Source organism: Bacillus sp. FSL L8-0358, assembly GCF_038593095.1.
Taxonomy (GTDB): domain Bacteria; phylum Bacillota; class Bacilli; order Bacillales; family Bacillaceae; genus Bacillus; species Bacillus subtilis.
Genome location: NZ_CP151962.1, coordinates 1,972,418 through 1,993,239 on the forward strand (window position 1 = coordinate 1,972,418; position 20,822 = coordinate 1,993,239).

Annotated in this window: 8 protein-coding genes and 2 pseudogenes; all 10 read right to left on the reverse strand. The window is 45.6% G+C overall.

The window, feature by feature from the left end:
- Positions 1-9: 9 nt before the first annotated feature.
- The 10 genes and pseudogenes from NYE49_RS09975 to ppsD all read right to left on the reverse strand — a co-directional run bounded on the left by NYE49_RS09975 (position 10) and on the right by ppsD (position 20,808).
- Entirely contained in the window at positions 10-1,659 is a 1,650-nt protein-coding gene (locus tag NYE49_RS09975) for an AMP-binding protein (RefSeq protein WP_047182686.1), read from the reverse strand.
- Positions 1,660-1,703: 44 nt separating this feature from the next.
- Positions 1,704-2,846, reverse strand: coding sequence for an acyl-CoA dehydrogenase (locus NYE49_RS09980; protein WP_047182687.1), 1,143 nt, complete (start codon positions 2,844-2,846; stop codon positions 1,704-1,706).
- Between the two features lie 51 nt (positions 2,847-2,897).
- The gene (locus tag NYE49_RS09985) at positions 2,898-3,200 is read right to left on the reverse strand and encodes a DUF5367 family protein (protein WP_047183561.1); all 303 of its coding nucleotides are present in this window, start codon (positions 3,198-3,200) and stop codon (positions 2,898-2,900) included.
- Positions 3,190-3,261: pseudogene (locus NYE49_RS09990) on the reverse strand (hypothetical protein); the annotation flags it as partial. The gene NYE49_RS09985 and the pseudogene NYE49_RS09990, both read right to left, overlap by 11 nt.
- Positions 3,262-3,305: 44 nt before the next feature.
- On the reverse strand, positions 3,306-3,428 hold the full coding sequence (locus tag NYE49_RS09995; RefSeq protein WP_284675385.1) for a hypothetical protein: 123 nt from the start codon (positions 3,426-3,428) through the stop codon (positions 3,306-3,308).
- 341 nt (positions 3,429-3,769) lie between these two features.
- Positions 3,770-3,874, reverse strand: a pseudogene (locus tag NYE49_RS10000) (alanine acetyltransferase); the annotation flags it as partial.
- 107 nt (positions 3,875-3,981) lie between these two features.
- On the reverse strand, positions 3,982-5,514 hold the full coding sequence (locus NYE49_RS10005; RefSeq protein WP_174616644.1) for a glycoside hydrolase family 10 protein: 1,533 nt from the start codon (positions 5,512-5,514) through the stop codon (positions 3,982-3,984).
- A gap of 135 nt (positions 5,515-5,649) precedes the next feature.
- Positions 5,650-6,042 (reverse strand): DUF1360 domain-containing protein, encoded by a 393-nt coding sequence (locus tag NYE49_RS10010; protein ID WP_014479963.1) that lies wholly within the window; start codon positions 6,040-6,042, stop codon positions 5,650-5,652.
- Between the two features lie 107 nt (positions 6,043-6,149).
- Positions 6,150-9,989 carry a plipastatin non-ribosomal peptide synthetase PpsE gene (ppsE, locus tag NYE49_RS10015; protein ID WP_080344201.1) on the reverse strand — a complete coding sequence of 1,280 codons (3,840 nt, stop codon included), beginning with the start codon at positions 9,987-9,989 and terminating at the stop codon, positions 6,150-6,152.
- 7 nt (positions 9,990-9,996) lie between these two features.
- On the reverse strand, positions 9,997-20,808 hold the full coding sequence (ppsD, locus tag NYE49_RS10020; protein ID WP_052771593.1) for a plipastatin non-ribosomal peptide synthetase PpsD: 10,812 nt from the start codon (positions 20,806-20,808) through the stop codon (positions 9,997-9,999).
- Positions 20,809-20,822 lie beyond the last annotated feature (14 nt).

The window sequence follows — 20,822 nt, forward strand, 5'->3', positions numbered from 1 at the left end:
GATTTCACCTCATTGACTTGATGATAGGTTGAACATTTCAATCGTTTTTTCTCGCAGTTTATATTTTTGAATTTTGCCTGAGGCCGTCATCGGATAGTCATCCGTAAAAATAACATAACGCGGAATTTTGTGGCGGGCGATTTTCCCTTTGCAATAGGCTTTAAGCTCATCAGGTGAAACGCTTTTACCGTCTTTCAGTTTAATCCAGGCTGCAGCTTCCTCCCCGAATTTGGCGTCAGGCACACCAACGACCTGTACATCTAAAACAGCGGGATGCCGGTATAAAAATTCTTCAATTTCCCGCGGATAAATGTTCTCGCCGCCTCTGATGAGCATATCTTTTAATCTTCCAGTGATGCGGCAGTACCCGTCTTCATCCATGACAGCAAGATCTCCGGTAAACAGCCATCCGTCATGATTGATTGCTTTTCTGGTCGCTTCTTTGTCTTTATAATAGCCTTTCATGACGTGATAGCCGCGGGTGCACAGTTCTCCCTGCGCGCCTCTTTGAACTTCTTGACATGTCCCGGGTTCTACAATTTTCACTTCAGTATGTGGCAGGGCGCGGCCGGTTGTTTCGACTCTTCTTATGAAGGAATCATTTGCTCTCGTTTGTGTAATGACTGGCGAGGCTTCGGTTTGTCCATAGGCGATCGTAATGTCTTTCATGCCCACCCTTTCAATCACAGCTTTCATCACTTCACTTGGACAAGGAGAGCCGGCCATGATTCCTGTTCGGAGCGTCGATAGATCATATGCATCAAAATCCGGATGATGCAGCTCGGCGATAAACATGGTAGGCACACCATGGAGGGCTGTGCATTTCTCTTTTTCTACCGTTTTAAGGACGGTAACAGGATCAAATTCTTGCACGGGTATCATGGCTGCCCCGACGGATACACATGCCAAAACCCCAAGCACGCATCCAAAGCAGTGAAAAAACGGAACCGGGATGCACATGCGGTCTTGAGAAGTTAAAACCATACATTCAGCGATATTGGCAGCGTTATTGATGACATTAAAATGGGTCAGCATCACGCCTTTTGGAAACCCTGTCGTTCCTGATGTGTATTGCATATTAATCACATCGTCTTTATCCAGGCTGTTCATTCTCTCTTCAAGCTCAGCATCTGTCACTGTTTTCGCCAATATCTCTGTATCGTCCCAATGATACATGCCAGGCAACCGTTTATTGCCAATATAGATCAGCGTTTTTAAAAAGGGATAGCGTTCTGATTTCAGTTGGCCAGGCTTTGCTTCTTGCAGTTCTGGAATTAAACTGCTCACGATGTCTGGATAAGAAGTGCCCCTGTATGAATCCATGATAATAAGCGCGGAGGCATCCGATTGCTTTAACAAGTAGTCCAGCTCGTGTGCTTGATAATTGGTATTGACGGTCACGAGCACGGCTCCGATCTTCGCAGTTGCGAACTGGACGGCAAGCCATTCAGGGATATTAGAAGCCCATATGGCGACGTGGTCTCCTTTTCCAATCCCCATTCGCATGAGCCCTTTAGCGGTTTGACGGCACAGACTGTCAAATTCGGCGTACGTATAGCGGATATTTCGGTCTGGATACACAACAGCGTCTCGATCGGGATACGTATCAGCTGTTTGTTCCAGCAGCCTGCCGATTGTGGAATGGATGAGTTCAGCCATTCATTGCTCCTCCTTTCTTAATGATCGGAAAGCGTTTACATTTTTTATTTTAAAAGCTGTCTGGCGATCACGAGACGCTGAATTTCAGATGTGCCTTCACCGATTTCCATTAATTTTGCGTCCCGCAGCATCCGTTCCACTCCATACTCTTTCATATAACCTGAACCTCCATGGATTTGAATGGCTTGATTGCAAGCTCTTGTCGCCATTTCAGATGCGAATAGCTTGGCGTACGCCGCTTCTTTGGTGAACGGGCGGTTATGGTCTTTCAGCCAGGCGGCTTTTAACACCATTTGCCGTGCCAGATCAATTTCCATCGCCATGTCAGCAAGCTTAAATTGAATCGCTTGAAAGGAAGAAATCGGCTGTCCAAACTGCTTTCGTTCTTTCGCATATGCCAATGATGCGTCAAGGGCCGCTTGGGCAATGCCGACTGCAAGAGCAGCGATGGAGATTCGCCCTCCGTCCAGCGTATATAGAAACTGTTTAAACCCTTTTGTTGGATCGCCAAGTAAGTTGGCCGCAGGCACTCTTACATCCTCAAGCAAAATTTCCGCTGTATTCGAACCGCGGACGCCCATTTTATCGTACGGGCTCGTAATCGTAAGTCCTGGTGTGTCAGTTGGCACGATTAATGCGGAGATGATGTTTTTTCCGTCTTTGTTTTTGCCTGTTACGGCGGTTACAATAACTGTGCGTGCGTAGCTTGCATTAGTGATCCAGCACTTTTCGCCGTTGATTACATACTCGTCACCATTTGAAATCGCTTTTGTTTGAGTGCCTCCTGCATCTGAGCCGGCATTTGGTTCCGTCAGGCCGAATGAACCGAGTGCTGTGCCTGAAGCCAGCGGCGTCAAATGCATCCGTTTTTGTTCTTCTGTTCCGAAGTAGTAAAGAGGGCTTGCGCCTAGCGAGACCGCTGCAGCATAGCTTAATCCAGTACTGCCGCAGGCTTTGCCGACTTCTTCAACCGCTAAGGCGTATGAAATCGTATCACCGCCAGATCCGCCGTATTCTTCTGGAAATGGAATACCCATCAGACCGAGTTCACCCATTTTTTTAAATGTTTGGATCGGGAACTCGCCTGTTTGATCTACATGTTCAGCGTGAGGAGCAATTTCTTTTTTCGCAAAATCTTTTACCATTTCACGCACCATTTGTTGTTCTTTTGTCAGCTCAAAATTCACATCGTTTCCTCCTTCACATCTTTGTAACATCCTATTAGGCGAGTTCTATAATCATTCCCTGACAAGAAAAGTCTGAAAATTAAAACTGAATCCGTAGGCGCATACCATCCATATCGCAAACGCAATAACTTGGCCCTTTGATAAAGCCGGGAGGATGAGGGGATGATTCCAAAGGGAAATCGTATCCATCAATAAACCGACCGCTGATCCCCATATACCTAGCATGATCACCGCGAACTGTGATTGATCGAGTTTTTGATAGAGAAAGAACACAAGGCATAAAACAAGAGCGGTGCCCGCTCCCAAGAGAAGAAAGTTCGGCAAAAAGGCTTCTTCAGCCGGATCAGTCAACACAGCATCTCCGAACAGCCCAAAAAATAATGTGGCAACTAACCAGACTAGAAATGAAAACGTAAGGACAAGTCTTAATTGAGTAAACATGTTCGATCTCCTTTCGTGTTACATCATGTTTTCAGTCAGCTTCACCAGCAACCATTCAAGCTCCTGATAAACATCTTCCGTTGAAAAATCATCAGAGACGAGAGACTGGATGGCAAGCCCGTCAATTAAAGCATTTAGCATGATCCCCCATGTTGTTAAGGAAATACCGCCAATTGGAGATGTTGCCCCACAATTGAGTGAGTTCTTCTGTCAGATATTGATTTTCGGATTGTAACAGATGACTTAGCTGCTCTTTGATCCGTTCATTTTGAAATCCTGTAACGGTCAGCTTCTAAATTAGTTAGTTCAATAATTAACTCTTGCAATTACAATAATATGGAATGGTCAAGAATGCCGTAGATTCCTAAATCGACAACGCCTTTGCCAGACCAATATTGCCCGATGGCGCCAATCATTTTATGTACTATCTTTATGTTATGTTTTGGGATGATCCCGCAGTAATCGAATACTTTGCGATTATCATATATCGAAAACACGTCCTGTACGTGTTTCTCTTCGATTTTATTTAGTACTAGTTTCTCAGATTCCAATAATGGAAAATGTCCAAACACCGCCTCCATATTCATGTGAATCTCACCTTTGTTTTTTTAAAAATTCAGCGGTTCACCATCGTTTCCTGTCTCCAAAATCTCTTTTAAAAAAAGACGACTTAGAAAGCCGTCCTTCTCATTTCTTATTTTGTTGTTCGTTTGGAAGCCTTGCTTTCGTTATGAAGCCGGTCTGCTGAAGTGACATAATACGTATATTTCTTGTTAGGATCTGCCGTGTTATCTAAGAAGGTTTGCTGCTCATGTGTTTTTCTTTGTGTTGCCAGCAATGTTTTCTGCTTTTTCCCTTCGGCTCTGTATATCGCATAATAGGCTGTTTCTTTCGTTTTTTGATTTGATGGGTGATCTTTAATCTGCAGAAGATTGCCGTTTTTGTCTTCGGTGACTTTCGTAAGCTTCGGTTTTTTTGGGGCGGTATTGTCAAGCCAAGGCATTTGCGGAACCAGTGCCGGCTTGCTGTAAAGATCGGCGATAAGCCTGTCTTTGATGCCAAGCGGATTTTTGTTGAGGTCCTTGAGGCTGAAATGCATGCTTCCTTTCACCAGTTCAAGCTGGCGGTTCAAAGTGATTTGCCGCACATATTCCTCAGGGTCGGACCAAGGCGGATCAAAATTGTTATTGATTTTATATGCTGCCTGGCCAATATATAAGTGAACAGGTCTATTTTTGACTTCATTGCTCCACCAATCAGCCAGCACGTCGTAAGCCGCTGCGTTAAAGCCGATACTCCAATAAATTTGCGGAGCAATATAATCGATGTCGCCTTCTTGGATCCAATGTCTTGTGTCTGCATATAGATCGTCATAATTTCTGACGCCTGCTTTTGTATTCGATCCGGTCGGGTCATCTGCGGCGTTTCTCCATACTCCAAAGGGACTGATGCCGAATTTGACATACGGTTTTGCAGCTTTAATTGTTTGGTTGATTTGTTTGACAAGCTGGTTCACATTGTCCCGCCGCCAGTCATCGATATTAGAAAAAGCGTCTTTTCCGTATTGTTCATACTGTGCTTGATCAGGAAATTCCTGTCCTGCTATTTTATAAGGGTAAAAATAATCATCCATATGAACAGCATCGATATCATAATGTTTTACGACTTCTTCAATGCCTTTGACGATAAAATCTCTCGCTTCTGGAATGCCTGGATGATAATACAGCTGGTTTCCGTAGGCGGCAACCCAATCTGGATGTTTTCTTGCCGGGTGACTCTCAGACAATTTATTAAGATCTGTATGATTCATTGTAATACGGTAAGGGTTAAACCACGCGTGAAATTCCAAATTTCGTTTATGGGTTTCTTCAATCATAAATGCAAGAGGATCATAGCCCGGGTCTTTCCCTTGGACACCGGTTAAGTATTCCGACCAAGGCCCGTAAGCTGACGGATAAAAGGCATCAGCCGTCGGTTTAATCTGAACGATAACGGCATTCATTCCCATTATTTGCACATCGTCCAGCAGTTTGCTATACTCCTGTTTTTGCTCTTTCACAGATAACCCTTTTTTGGACGGCCAATCAATATTTAATACGGAAGCAATCCATACGGCTCTCAGCTCCCTGTCAGACTGCGCATTGGCCATAAACGGAACGGAAATGACAAACGTTCCGATGATCAAGCTGACAAGGAAACGGACAATCGACTTTTGGCAAACCTTCATTCTGTTTCTTCTCCCCCATTACATCACTTTCACTATTCGCTATTACGGTATTCCCGGGCTATAAAAGGGTGATTAACAGAATGTCTATCTCACTAAATAAACGAAAAAAGTCCTAAAGCATGTTGTGAACCGCTTTTAGGACTTTTTATCATTAATCATGGTTTGCAGACTTTTTAACACGTCAATAAGTTTTACGCCGACACCGACAGCCGTTTCAAGGATCGCTTGTGCTCCGGCAATAGCTAAAATAAAGATCAGCGGTATTGCAATACGAGGCAAAAAAAGATAGCCAAGTCCGATCAAGATGGCACACCAAACACCGGCACACCAGTAGCAATTGAGCATGTATCCAAAGTTAGAAGCCGGCACGCTTTTTTCATCTACATGCCCGTTTTGATCAACAATCCTTTTCTTTTTCATAAAAGGTTTTCGGATAAATTCTGTGATTTTGTCGAATACAATCAAATGTGTCAGCCTGTAACTGGCTAGAATCAGCATGATAAACGTAAGAAAAGATAGATGATCCATGACAAGCCTCCAAGAAAAAGGATGATGTTATCATTCCCTAGTGTCATCGATCCATTCTTTGATACAAAAAGAAGCGGACAGAGAATGCCTCTGTCCGCGAATCTGTTCTATTGTTTGTGCGGGATTGCTTTATTTGAAGTGATCTTTTCTAAAATGTCAAGGATGATGTCAGCATTCTTTTCAGCATATGTTCCTTCCAGCATGTCTTTATGAGCGCCAAAACCCGTGTACTCGCTGTAGTTTCCACAGGCGCCTTCCCATTTCGTTAAGCCTGTATTCTCGCTGGTTTCGATTTGAATTCCAGCTTCGATGAAATGAATGCTTGCTTTGATGTGCCCTTCATTCAGCAATTGTGCCCAATATTCTTGATAGTTTCTTTTTTTCTTCATCACCTTTTCTCTGACTGCTTCAGGCAGATATGCTGCAGATTCGTCATTCCCGGTATCAATAGGCAAAGGCTGTTCTTTTAGATAAGCGTCCACAATAATGAAGTCGCTGACTTCCAATCCTTTGCGCTCCATAGCCTGTGCCACTTCAAAAGCCAGGTTTCCGCCTGCAGAGTAGCCTAATAAAACGTATGGGCCCTCAGGCTGTATGTCCGTCATGCAATTAACATATTGTTCAATGCGGGTGTCTTGTTCAATAAAGTGAAACCCGTATACGGCTGCCTTCTCATTCAGCAATAAAGCAAGGTCTTTAAAATAAATGCCAAATCCTGATATCGGCGGGAAGCAGAAAAGATTTTGCGCGCCGTGCTGGTTCAGTTTGATCACATGCTGTTCATCTGCCACTGTCAGCTGTTTAGAATAAAGTTTTTCGGCAAGCTGAGCGATTGTCGGATGTTCGAACAAGAAATCAATCGGTATGTCAATGTTCTGCTGATGTTTTAGTGTATGTATGACTTGCAGTGCTTTTAGTGAATGTCCGCCAATAGCAAAGAAGTCATCATCAATACTGATTGTGTTAACACCGAGGACTTGCTTCCAAATGTTCGCCAATTCTTCTTCAACCAAGTTTCTTGGCAATATGATGTTCTGTCGTTTGGCAGGCTTATTTTCTGGAATAGGCAGCGCGCTGCGGTCTATTTTTCCGTTTCCGGTAAGCGGCATCCGCTCCACACGCACCCAGTGCTGCGGGATCATATAGTCTGGAAGCACACGCGCCAAATCGGCGCGAAAATCCGTATCTGTTTTTTTGTGATCACCGACGTAATGAGTGTACAGCTGCGCCTCTCCATCTTTTTCTCTCAATGTCACTGCTGCTTCCTGCACGCCTTCCATTTCTAACAGGCGCGCTTCTATTTCGGCAGGCTCAATTCGTTTTCCGCGGATTTTCATTTGCCTGTCAATTCTGCTGATGTATTCTAAGTTTCCATCAGGCAGCCAGCGCGCCAAATCACCGGTACGGTATATTCTTTCTCCAGACAAGAAAGGATGAGGAGAAAAAACAGCATTTGTCAGGTCATCTCTGTTCAAATAGCCTTTAGCGACCCCATCACCGCCAACACAAAGCTCGCCGGGAACGCCTATTGGCAAAAGACGTCCTTTTGTATCTAAGATGTAAGCGGTGCTATTGCTGATTGGTTTTCCAATCGGAATCGGCCCCGCATAGTCTCTCTTCATTTCAAAAAAGGTTGAAAAAGTCGTGTTTTCCGTAGGCCCGTAAATATTATGAAGCGCGAGATCTGGACAGGCGTGTCTGACGGCATTCATCAGGGCAGGAGAGAGTGCTTCTCCTCCGACATATAACGTATGGAGTCCGCGAAACATGTCAGCTCGTACCTGTGCCAGCTGATTAAAAAGAGCTGTAGTTAAAAATAGCACTGTGATGTCATTTTCAAGCAAATACGCTCCAAACCGATCAGGTGTCAGCATTGTCGATTTATCAATGATATGAAGGCTTGCGCCATTTAAAAGTGACCCGAACATTTCAAAGGTGACGGCGTCAAAGCTGATAGATCCAGTAAGAATAAACCGGTCATCACCGGACGCAGACGTGTAATTGCTGTTTCTGACAAGGGACACGACATTGCGATTCGTGATCATGACCCCTTTCGGCCGGCCTGTTGATCCTGAGGTATACATGATGTATGCAAGATCGTCCGGGCTGGAGGTGATATTGATTGGGATATCGTTCTCTTCTGTCAATGCCTGCGCATCTGAAATGATACATGTCCCTGAGAACACAGCATTTTGCTCCAGCCCCTTTTGAACAATCAACATTTTTGCTTGCGTTTCCTCAAGCATAAAGCTGACTCGTTCAGGAGGAAGCTCCGCATCAAGCGGGAGGTATGCTCCCCCTGCTTTTAAAACGGCAAGCACACTGATCATGAATTCGGGAGAATGTGCAGCCAATATTCCGGCTGTCTCGTTTTGCCGAAATCCCTTTTGAATTAACTCTCTGGCGAGCGAATTAGAGCGTTTATCAAGCTCTTTATACGAAATAGACATATTGCCATACACAAGTGCGGTATGGTCTGGCGTCTTTTCTGCTTGTTCGCGAAATAAATCGATAATTGTATGATTCTTTGGATACTCCGTTTTTGTATTGTTGAACTGTGTGACAATCTGCTCTTTTTCTGTTGCATCAAGAAAAGAAAAATCAGCAATTGGCATATGAGGGTGCTGTGCCGCTGTGCTAAGCGCTTGCGTAAATTGCCTCTTCATACAGCTGATCCAGGCAGCATCGTAAACGAACGCATTATAGCTGAACTTGACGACAAGCTCTTCGCCGGGAGCAACGATAAGATTAAAGTTATATCCTGATTGCTCGGATACTTGAACTTGATCGATTTGCAGCGGTGAATCGGTTTGATCAGCGGAATCGGCGATTTTCTGCTGTAACGGATAGTTTTCAAAGACGATAATGTGATCAATCAGTTCCTGTTTTAATGCGGTGTTTGCCTGAATATCAAATAAAGGCTGGCAGGTAAACGGCTCAGCTTCCAGCATTTCTTTCTGGCATCGTATGAGCAGTTCTTGAAACGTTTCGTCTTGATGTGTTTTAATTCGAATCGGTATGGTATTGATAAACAACCCTATCATTTGCTCCACGCCCGGGATTTCTGACGGTCTTCCTGATACAACTGCGCCAAACACAACGTCGTCTGTGCGGTTATATTGCTGCAGCATCACACCCCAGACCGTTTGAATTAGGGTAGCGAGCGTGACGCCATGTTGTTTGGCAGTCTCTTTCAGCTTGTCTGTCAGTGGTTTATTTAATGAAAATATCAAATCTTCACGGTGATAACCTTCTTTTGTTTCTTTATCAGACACCCGAGGCAGAGGTGATGGGGTGCTGTAGTTTTTTAAATAGGTATCCCAGTAGGCCGCTGCTTTTTCTTTGTCTCGGTTTGTCAGCCAGGAAATATAGGTGCTGTACGGACGGACAGGGTCTAATGAAAGCGGTTTTCCTGCATGAATCGATTGATAAATTTGCATAAATTCCTGCATAACAATACCTAGGCACCATCCGTCCATTAAAATATGATGGTGACTCCAGATACAGACATGTTCATCTTTAGCTGTTTTGAATAGAGAAATCCGCATCAGCATGTCTTTTTGCAGATCAAAGCCTTTTTGCTTGTCCTTCTCTTTAAAGCGTTCAATATACTCATTCTGGTCGTTTGTTGGCAGATGAGAAATGTCTTCGCTGTACAAATGGAATTCACGTTCTGTCATCACGACTTGCCGAGGTCCCGACAAATGCGGGACGTGCGGCAAAAACACGGTTCTGAAAATATCATGGCGGTCGATAATGGCTTGAATGCTGCGCTGGAACCAGTCATAGCTGAGGATTCCTTTAATGGTGAAGAGCGACTGCTCAACATACGCCCCCTCCTCTTTACGGAGGAAGGAATGAAACAGCATCCCCTCCTGCATGTGACTCAGAGGATAAATGTTCTTGATTTTTTTAATGTTATCCATAGTGTCTGCACCTTTCTTCACGGATTCATTAGTGAAAACTGAGCATATCAGCGATCTCTTGCAGCGCGTCCTCGGTCAGTTCTTGATCATCATAATCGCTGATCGTCTTTTCTGTTTCGCTTTTGTTCTGGCAGTGTTCGATCAGCTGTAATAAAAATTGACGGCATGTTTCGCTAAGCTGTTCGATGGTTTTGCGCTGAAAGCGGGCATTGTCATAAGTCATATTGACAGTCAATTTTCCTTCTGCAGCGATTGCGCTGATATCCAGCGACTGTTCACGGTTCCATGTTGTGCTGATATCACCTCCGGAACCCAGCGGAGAGAATGAGAAGGCGTCCTCCTCAGGTACTTCAGCTGTGCGGCCGCTTTCAAATTGACCAAGATAATTGAAGCTGATTTCTGGTGCCCCTATGAAATCGATGTCTTTTTTGCCAGGCGGAGTCAAATATTTAATGACACCGTAGCCGAATCCTTTGTCAGGTACACGTCTCAGTGTATCTTTTGTTGTTTTTAGCACATGAACCATGTATTCTTCCGAGTCTGGCAAGTCTGCGTTCAGTTTAATCAATAACGGATAAATGGCGGTAAACCATCCAACCGTCCGGCTCACATCTATTCCTTCTAATACATCCTCTCGCCCGTGGCCCTCTAATGATAGTTTGAAGGCGGATTGATTGGTCCAATGGCGCAGCGCAAGAATGACAGAAGCGAGCAGCATGTCCTGCGTATCAGTGTTATATGCGCTGTTGGCGTCTTTTAAGAGTGCTGCTGTCTCTATATCGTTTAAGGTAAACGAAATTGTGGACCGTTGTCCCTCGTGTGCTCTAGTTCCATCGATTTGATCAAAAGGCAATGCCTCTGTTTGATACTCTTCGGCTTCGCGCCAATACTTGAGCTGCTTCATTAGCTGCTGGCTTTCAGCGTAGTCAGAGAGCTTTTTCGCGTACGCTTTAAACGAGCTTGTTTTAGGCGGCAGTTTGATATCCTCCCCGCCAGCAGCTTGGCGATACCCTAAAGCCAAATCTTCAAGCAGAACCCGCCATGAGATGCCGTCAACGACGAGGTGATGAGCAGATAAAAATAAGAAATCACCGTCAATTGTGTGGAAAAGACCGGCTTGCAGCAGCGGACCATTCTTCAAATCCATTTTCTGCTGAATATCAAGTACATGGCGTTTGATAATAGGCTCATACGCTCTATTTCCATCAGTGCCGTCCGGAGCTGATAAATCAATCATCTGAAGGCCGTACAACGCGTCGTCCGAATGACTGAGCGGCCGATTATATTGATCCCACTTTCCTTGTTCATTCTGTGTAAACACCATTCGCAGCGCATCATGATGACACGTTATTGCTTTTAACGTTTTTCGCAGTGCGTCTTCTTGTACAGAGGTGCTTCGATGCAGCATTACGGACTGATTAAAATGGTGTTTTTCTTTTATATCTTGAGAAAGAAACCATTTTTGAACAGGCGACCATTGTACGTCTCCCTCAACCGCAGCTTGGCTGGAACTTGTATCTGAATCACGGATATAAGCTGCCAATTCTTGAATGGTCGGATGGCTAAACAAATCTTTCACTGCCATTTGCTTGCCTATCCGGTGAAGCCGCGCAGATACCTGTAACGCTTTGATCGAATCTCCGCCAAGTTCAAAGAACGAATCAGCTGTTCCGATCTTTTCTGCCCCCAGTACTTCTTTCCATATATCTGCCAGTATTTGTTCCATTTTGCTGGCTGGCGGGAGGAATGGACGTTCACCTTCGTGGTTGTATACAGGTTTTGGAAGTGCTCCGCGATCCAGCTTGCCATTTGGTGACAATGGAAGTGAGTCCAGTTTTTCAATAAACGCAGGGTGCATAAACACCGGCAGCTTGTTTTGTAATTCTGAGCGTACAGCACTTGTGCTCAACTCTGGTTTTGTCACCACATAAGCACTTAATTCGGTTTGTCCTGACGCTGTTACATGAGCAACTACTGCGGCGTCTTTTACACCATTTATACACCGGATGACCGATTCAATTTCTTTCGTTTCTACACGGTATCCTCTGATTTTGACTTGATCATCGATTCTTCCGAGATATTCGAGTGTTCCGTCGGCCATCCATCTGGCGGCGTCTCCTGTTCGGTACATTCGTGTTTCGGGTTTAAATGGATTCTGCGTGAATGCTCTCTCTGTCAGTTCTGGAAGATTGACGTACCCTCTTGCAAGCCCTGTTCCTGCTATACAAAGCTCTCCCGCAACACCGATTGGCTGAAGCTGATGATTGCTATTTAAAATCAGCACTTGAGTCCCGTCAATCGGCTGGCCGATGCTTACGTATGCCTGCTTTTCCATATGTCTCATGACGGTAGTCGCCACGCTGTTTTCTGTCGGTCCATATTCGTTGGCGAGTTCGGTATGCGGACATATAGCTAAGCTGCGGTCGATCAATTCGCGGTCAGCCGCTTCTCCCGCCAGTGTGACGACTCTAAGTGTCTTTACATCTTCCGGCTGCACTACGTCCAAAAGCGCTCGATATAAAACAGGCACAATAATCATATGTGTAATCCGTTGACGAGACAGCTGAGCCTTAATGGCCAGAATATCCTTCGCTTCCTCTTCATGAAGCAAAACAGCTTTTGCACCTGACAAAAGCGGTGTAAACATACTAGTTAAAAAGCCGTCAAATGAGAAAGAAAAGAGCTGCAGGATGGTATCTGTCTCGTTGAATGCATAAGCGTTTTGCCGCCACTGAAGAGTGTTGGCAATACCTTTATGCTCGACCATTACCCCTTTTGGACGGCCCGTCGTTCCAGAGGTATAAATGATATAAGCCAAATGATGGGCAGACGACATTTGCGGCAGCGGCGATTTGTCGTCTGCCTCTACGCTTTCTATCGTCAAGATCTCTCCTTCAAAGTCAGCAAGTACTCCCCGATCCGCTTCATTTATTGTCATCAGCAGTTTCGTTCCGCTGTCGCTGAGGATATAGCGTTTCCGTTCTGTCGGGTATTCAGGATCAATGGGAACGTAACAGCCTCCGGCTTTCCACACACCAAGTATGGATGCTATCATACTGAACGAACGATGCATCATGATGCCTACTGGTGTGTCCGGCTTAACACCCCGGCTGCGCAATGCACGTGCGATTCCATTGGACCACTCGTCCAACTCTTGATACGTCAGTGTTTTGTCTCCGCTGACAAGTGCAGAAGCTTTTGGTGTTCGTGCGGCTTGCTGCTCAAACAATTGACTGATTGTTTGAACTCCGTATTGATTCGCTTGCCCGGTGTTAAACTCATTAAGCAGCTGGTGCCGCTCTTCTTGGGTCAGGATGTCGATATGGTTGAGTGTCACCTCCGGGTTTTTACCGATGATGCTAAGTACATTTGTTAAATGCGATGCCCAGCGTTCAATGGTGGTTTTCTCGAACAATGCGGTTGAATATTCAAAAAGGAAATGAATGTTTCCGTCGCCCTCAGATGCCTGTAGTGTCAAATCGAATTTAGAAACGAGATGAGAAACTTGTGCCGGCTTCATTTGCAAATCATGAAGATGCAATGGCTCGTAATCATTATTTTGAACAACTAACATCGCATCAAACACTGGGTTCCGGCTCATATCCCGTGTCAATTCAAGCTTATCGACAAGCTCTTCGAACGGGTAATCCTGATGCTCAAAGGCTTTCAATGCTGTCTCACGCACTTCCTGCAAATACTGTACGAATGGCTTCCCGCCCTCCGGGCGCGTTCGAAGCCCCAGCGTGTTCACAAACATGCCGAGTATCGGCTCAAGATCCTTGTGCGGCCGGCCGGCAATTGGCGAGCCAACGATGATATCTTCCTGTCCGCTTAAGCGTGACAAGAACGCGGTGTAAGCCGCAAGGAGCACCATGTACAGTGTGCTTCCGTTTTCTCGTGCCAGCTTGTGAAGGCCTGATGCAACCTCTTGATCCAGCGTAAATGAGACCTTGTCACCCGCGAAGCTTCGCACCGGCGGGCGGGCATGATCAGCCGGAAGATCCAGCACAGGCAGCTCGCCCTCGAGCTGCTTCAGCCAGTACGCCTCTTGCGTTTTGTACGCGTCTCCTGTTTTGAATCCTTCTTGCCATACGGCATAATCTTTATATTGAATGCGCAGTGCCGGAAGCTTCCGATTATTGTACAGCTCGCCGAATTCCCGAATCAGAATGTTGACGGAAACACCGTCTGAAATGATGTGATGCATATCAACCAGCAACAGGTGCCGCTCATCTGATACCTTTACGATTTGGGCACGGAACAGCGGCGCTTGACTGAGATCAAACGGTTTGATAAATGCGGCTGCGGCCTCCTCTTCGGTTCGTGCGCCGAGAACTGTAGTCTGTAACGTAAACGGCACCTCGTCATGGATGCGCTGCACCGGATCGCCTCCTGCGTCCTGTTCGAAGGAGGTCCGAAGCGACTCGTGGCGCTTGATCAGCTCTTTGAAAGCTCTGTCCATCCTTTCAGGATCCAGCTTCCCTTCGAGCTCTAATACAGCCGGCATATTGTAGCCTGTCCCACCGTCCTCCAGCTGCTGAAGGACATAAATCCGCTTTTGGGCAGAGGAAACCGGATAGGTTTCCTGCTTTTCAGCAGGCTTAATCGCTTCATATGGACTGTCCGTTCCTTCACGGATAACGGTAGCCAGTCCTTCTACTGTCGGATGGGTAAACACATCTTTTAGCGGCACCTGTACATCGAATTCTTTGGCGATCCGTGAGACAAGCGCCGTTGCTTTTAAAGAATGTCCCCCGCGGTCAAAAAAGTTGTCGTGAATCCCGACAGGGCCATTTTTCAGCACGTCCTCCCATAGCTGAGAAAGCTTCATCTCAGTCACGTTTCTCGGCGCCGTGTAGGTCTCCGCATCTGCCGCTCCGTCAGGAGCTGGCAGGGCGTTTCGGTCGAGCTTTCCGCTTGGTGTAACCGGCCACTGTTCCATTTCTATCATATAGGCTGGGACCATGTAGCCCGGCAACAGTCTCTCAAGCTGCGCTCGGACTTCGTTTCTTCCGAGCCCTTCTACATAAGCGCATAATTCCGGCTCCCCGCTGTCTGTCCGTACGGTAACGGCCGCCTCTCTTACACCTTCTATACTTCTTAGTGCCGCTTCAATTTCTCCCGGCTCAATCCGGTAGCCGCGGATTTTCACCTGATCATCCGTGCGGCCGAGGAATTCAACATTCCCGTCAGGGAGCCAGCGCGCCACGTCTCCTGTTTTGTACATGCGTTCCCCCGGATAAAACGGGTCTTCAAGAAAACGCTCCTCCGTTAATGCCGGCCGATTCAAATAACCTCTGGCAACACCCGCTCCGGCAATGTACAGTTCGCCGATACATCCAGCAGGCAGCATCTGCTGATTCTGATTCAGGATATATAATCTGACATGATGAACAGGTTTTCCAATTGGAATCCGTTCAAGTTTTTCATGCGGCGGACAATCAAAGAATGCAACTTCAACGGTTGCTTCCGTTGGCCCATAGGAATTGGTTATTGAAACATTTGGAAGCAACTCGTAAAATCGGGAGACAAGATGGGTCCCCAGCTGTTCTCCCCCAGAAAACACTCGCTTGAGTCTGTTTGTCTTAATCGGTACAGAGCGATATTTTATATGTTCTAAAAATGCATGGAGCATTGAAGGCACAAAATGCATAGCTGTGATCTTTTGTTCTTCTATGGCCTTCACGATCACTTCAGGTTCTTTTTCGCCTCCCTGAGGAAGCAGATAAACAGAAGCTCCGGCATAAGGCCACCAAAACAGCTCCCATATTGAAGCATCGAATGAATAGGATGTTTTGTGCATAATCATATCTGAATGCTTTAGCTGATAGCGGGACTGTAGGGAATTCAAAAAATTCACCGCTGATCGATGTTCAATTTCAACACCCTTAGGCATCCCGGTAGAGCCGGATGTATAGATGACATAGGCTAAAGATTGCGGAAGAACGTTCACATTCGGATTGGACAAACGATGTGCCAGTCCGCTATTTGTCTGATTGAGATAGACAATCTCTCCTGTAAATGCCGGAATATGAAGGCTGGCAGACTGAAGGAGGAGAATGTTTGTACCGCTGTCCTCCAGCAGAAAGCTGATTCGTTCTTCCGGATAATCCGGGTCGATGGGCAGATAAGCGCCGCCAGCTTTAAGAATGCCATAAATGCCAAGCAGCATTTCAGGTGAACGCTTTCCTATAATGGCAACAGTCGTTTCGGGTTTTACCCCCCGTCCAATTAGCTCCCAGGAGATACGGTTAGCCTGTTCGTTCAATTCTTTATAGGTCATCACTCCATCTTCGAAAATAACGGCCGCCTGATCAGGCGTTTTTGCTGCCTGCTGTTCGAGTGCATAGTGGAGAGTTTGATTCATTGAATAGCCCGTCTCCTCAAACGGATGGCATGATTCAATGAAATCTCTCTCTTCTTCTTTTGTTAAGATTGGAATATCATCCAATTCTGTTTCAGGGCTGGCAGCTGTATGTTCCACAAGCGTGGTGAAAAGGCTGGCCCACCTTTGGATGGTTTCTTTCTGAAACAAAGCTGTACTGTATTCAAACTGACAGAAAAGCTCGGAATCATGCTCTGTAACGTATAGGGAAATATCAAATTTTGATATTGGGTGCTCAAAGTCGTTCCACTGAAGCTGTACATCATTCATTTTTAGCTTTTGCTGTTCCATATTCTGAAGGACTAGCGTTGTGTCAAACAAAGGATTCCGGCTCATTTCCCGCTGCACACCGAGTTTGTCCACAAGCTCTTCAAACGGGTAATCCTGATGCTCATACGCTTCGAGTGCCGTCTGTCTGACTTCTTTCAGAAATTCCTCAAATGTCTTATTACCCGCCGGGCGTGTGCGGAGAGCCAATGTATTGACGAACATCCCAAGAACAGCTTCAAGGTCGGCATGGGGCCGTCCGGCGATAGGTGAACCAATCACGATATCATCTTGACCGCTTAACCGAGACAAAAAGGCTGAATACAAAGCGAGAAGCGTCATATAAAGCGTGCTTCTGTTTTTATGGGCGAGCCGCTTTATGCGGGCCGTGATCTCTTTGTCCAATTGAAAGGTTACTTTTCCGCCTATGAATTGCCGTTCTGCCGGACGTCGTTTATCTGTTGGAAGCTCTAGTATAGGAAGGTCCCCGCTAAACTGCTGCTGCCAGTAAGTCTCCTGCTTTTGGTACGAGTCTCCCTTTTTAAATTTCTGCTGCCATACGGCGTAATCTTTATATTGGATCCGCAATGGCTTAAGCTGCCGGTTTGCATAAAGATCGGTAAATTCTCGGATTAGGAGCTGAACGGATACGCCATCTGAAATGATATGGTGCATATCCACCAGCAATACATGCTTCTCGTTTGACACTTCTATAAGGCCTGCTCTAAATAATGGCGCCTGGCTAAGATCAAAGGGACGGACAAATCCCTCGATAGTGGTCTCTTTACTTAACGTAAACGGCACTTCGGTGTGGATACGCTGAACCGGCTCGTCATCAGCTCCGGATACAAAGGAAGTTCGAAGCGGCTCATGCCGATTGATCAGTTCTTTACATACAGCAGACAGTTTGGCGACATCCAGTGCACCTTCCAGTTCTAAGACCGCAGGCATGTTATAGGCGACACCCTCATCAAGCTGTTGAAGCACATAGATTCGTTTTTGGGCCGAAGATACAGGATATGTATCCCTTTTTTCTGCTGGTTCAATTGCTGCATACGGATTTTGTTCTGCCTCTCGAATGATTGAAGCTAATCCTTCAACAGTCGGATGGGCAAAGATGTCCTTAAGCGAAACTTGCACATGGAATTCCTTTGCGATCCGTGACATAAGCACTGTTGCTTTTAACGAGTGGCCGCCATTGTCAAAAAAGTTGTCTTGGATGCCTATATGTCCATTCTTTAGCACATCTTCAAATAGTTGCGAAAGCTTTGCCTCTAACAGATTTCGAGGGGCAGTATATGGGTTTCCGCTGATTGAAGCATCTGGCCCCGGAAGTGCTGCGCGATCTACTTTTCCGTTTGGGGTAAGAGGTATGCTGTCAACCCATATCCATTTCGCCGGAATCATGTATTCTGGGAGCTCACTAGCCATATAACTGCGTAAATCTATTGCATTCAGCTTTTGTACACTGCAATAGTAAGCGCATAATTCATGTTCACCGTTTTGATCTTGCCAGATGAGAATGGCAGCCTCACTAATGTCCGGATGATTCATTAACGTGACTTCGATTTCTTGCGGCTCGATTCGATAACCTCTGATTTTCACTTGATTGTCTGCCCGTCCGATATATTCGATGTTGCCGTCTTCAAGCCGTTTGGCCAAATCACCTGTACGGTACATGATCACACCAGGCCTGAATGGGTCGGATGAAAATTTGTCGCTTGTCAGTTTATCGTGATTGACATATCCTCTGGCAACACTTGCGCCGGAAATATAGAGTTCGCCTGGTACGCCGCATGGCTGAAGCTGTTTTTGATGATTCAAAATATATAGATCAGTACAGCCTATCGGTTTACCGATTGGCGGAAGCTCAGGAATAGGGTCTCCAGGATGAATGGTATACGTAGATACCACATGAGTTTCTGAAGGTCCGTAATGATTGTGCAGGTGTATGCCGCGTTCACGCAATACATCTTGGAAAAGGTCTGAAATCATTAATTGTTCCCCGGCTGCGATCAGGTGTTTGACGCCATCAGGAAACGAGTTCGCTAGTTCACGCTCGCTGAAAATCATTTTGATAAAAGCAGTTGGGAGAAACACAATATTCGTCTGATGCTTGTTTATAAATGCAAACAGCTGAGGCACATCTCTTTTTATGGCTTCTGGCACGATGTGGAGTGTGCCGCCTTTCAGAAGCGCAGAAAATATTTCTTGATAGCAGACGTCAAAGGCAGGTGTCGCAAATTGCAGAACATCTGCTTCAAAGTCAATTCCAGAGTGAGTATATTCGAACTTCAGCAAGTTAGCCATGTTTCGATGCTCAAATTGAACACCCTTTGGTTTACCTGTTGTGCCTGATGTATAAATCATATACAGCAGATCGTCAGCATTGTTGACTGACTTTATGTTACTACCGTCTACTTTGCTTTCGATATCTTCTGGATGAGTGATAATGTAATTGTCTTCTAACGATGAGGAAAGATGCGCTTGTGAAACAACATGCGAACAGCCGCAATCATGCAGAATATAACGGATTCTGTCAGCCGGGTAATGCGGATCAACCGGAACAATGGCGCCGCCTGCCTTTAAGATTCCAAGAACGCCGGTGATAAACGCCGCAGAGCGATCCATCATAATCGCAACGGGTTCCTGTCTCACAACGCCTTTCATTCGTAAATGCCGTGCCAATCTGTTAGCCGATTTATTCAGTTCTTTGTATGTTAACGAGCAGAATTGATCCTTTACAGCATGAGCATCTGGTGTCTTTTCCACCTGTTTTTCAAACATGGCATGGATGGTTTCGTAAACTGGTGTTCGATCTGTGATTTCTCCAATCAGCTGCCGCTTTTCAGTATCTGTCGTGATATCGATTTCTTCAGGTGGAAGATTCGGATTATTTAAGATTTGTGATACAGCATTCAGAAGATGCTCTTTGACAGAAAGCACAAAAGACCGATCGTGCTGCTCCGCATCATAGTTCATTTTGATATGAATTTCTTCCCCTGGCGCCACCATAAGATAAAAGCTGTAGTTGGTTTCATCTGCGACAGTGAAATTATGAATCTGAAAAAGATCAGAAGCATGTTCCTGTTTGTTCAGCATTTGAATCTCTTGCTGCACCGGATAGTTTTCAAATACGAGAATATGATCAATCAGCCCTTGCTTAACAGCTGAGCGGGATTGAATCTCATATAAAGGGTGGTAGCTGTACGCTTCAGCAGCAAGACGGTCTTTTTGCATATCTTTTAGAAGTTGAAGAAATGGCGTTTTTGCTCCCTGCACCCGAACCGGCATCGTATTAATGAAAAGACCTACCATATGTTCAATGCCTTCGATTTCCGCAGGCCTTCCTGAAATGACAGAACCGAATACGGCGTCATCGTTATTATTATATTTTTGTAGCAGAATGCCCCAAATGGTATGAAAAATCGTACTGAGTGTCACTTCTTCTCTTGCAGCAAGCTCTGAAAGTCTGCTGCTTTCTTCCTTAGAGAATGAAAATGTAACGTGTTCCTGCCTGCTTTTTCCCTTTGTTTTTTTCTGCTTCGGGAGCACGGTTTGCTGTTCGTGGCCGGAAAGATAATGCTCCCAATAAGAAACCGCCTGCTCTTTGTCTTGCTCCATCAGCCATTTGATATACTTTCCGTATGGCTGGACCGGCTCCAATGTTATTGGGGATGCATTTACATAAGATGCGTAAATATGCAGAAACTCCTTTAGCACAATGCTGAGGCACCAACCGTCCATCATGATATGATGAAAGGTCCAAATGCAAGAGTACTGGCTCTCTCCTGTTTGAATCAGAGCGATGCGCATGAGCACATCCTTTTGCAAATGAAACCCCCGGTCCCGGTCCTTTTCTTTCCATTGCTCGATAAACTGTGATTGCTCCGCCTCGTTTAAATGAGTAATGTCTTCTTCCAGTACGATGACATTTCGTTCTCTCAGAACAACCTGCTGGGGGGAGGAAACATTTTGGCTGATAAAAATCGTTCTGAAAATATCATGTCTTTCTACAAGAGCGTTGATGCTGTTTTGAAAAAACTGCGGGTTGACTTTCCCTTCTATTGTAAAAGAAGCTTGCTCAACATACGCCTGTGAATCTTTTTGCAGGAGGGAATGGAAAAGCATCCCTTCCTGCATGTAAGACAGCGGATAAATATCCTGAATTGAATTCGCTTTTGTCATGTTCATGTCTCCCT

Bases quoted from the DNA above. Each gene is read 5' to 3' on its own strand.
- NYE49_RS09975 (WP_047182686.1), bottom strand. From the start codon at position 1,659: ATGGCTGAACTCATCCATTCCACAATCGGCAGGCTGCTGGAACAAACA.
- NYE49_RS09995 (WP_284675385.1), bottom strand. From the start codon at position 3,428: ATGCTAAATGCTTTAATTGACGGGCTTGCCATCCAGTCTCTCGTCTCT.
- NYE49_RS10005 (WP_174616644.1), bottom strand. From the start codon at position 5,514: ATGAAGGTTTGCCAAAAGTCGATTGTCCGTTTCCTTGTCAGCTTGATC.
- NYE49_RS10010 (WP_014479963.1), bottom strand. From the start codon at position 6,042: ATGGATCATCTATCTTTTCTTACGTTTATCATGCTGATTCTAGCCAGT.
- ppsD (WP_052771593.1), bottom strand. From the start codon at position 20,808: ATGACAAAAGCGAATTCAATTCAGGATATTTATCCGCTGTCTTACATG.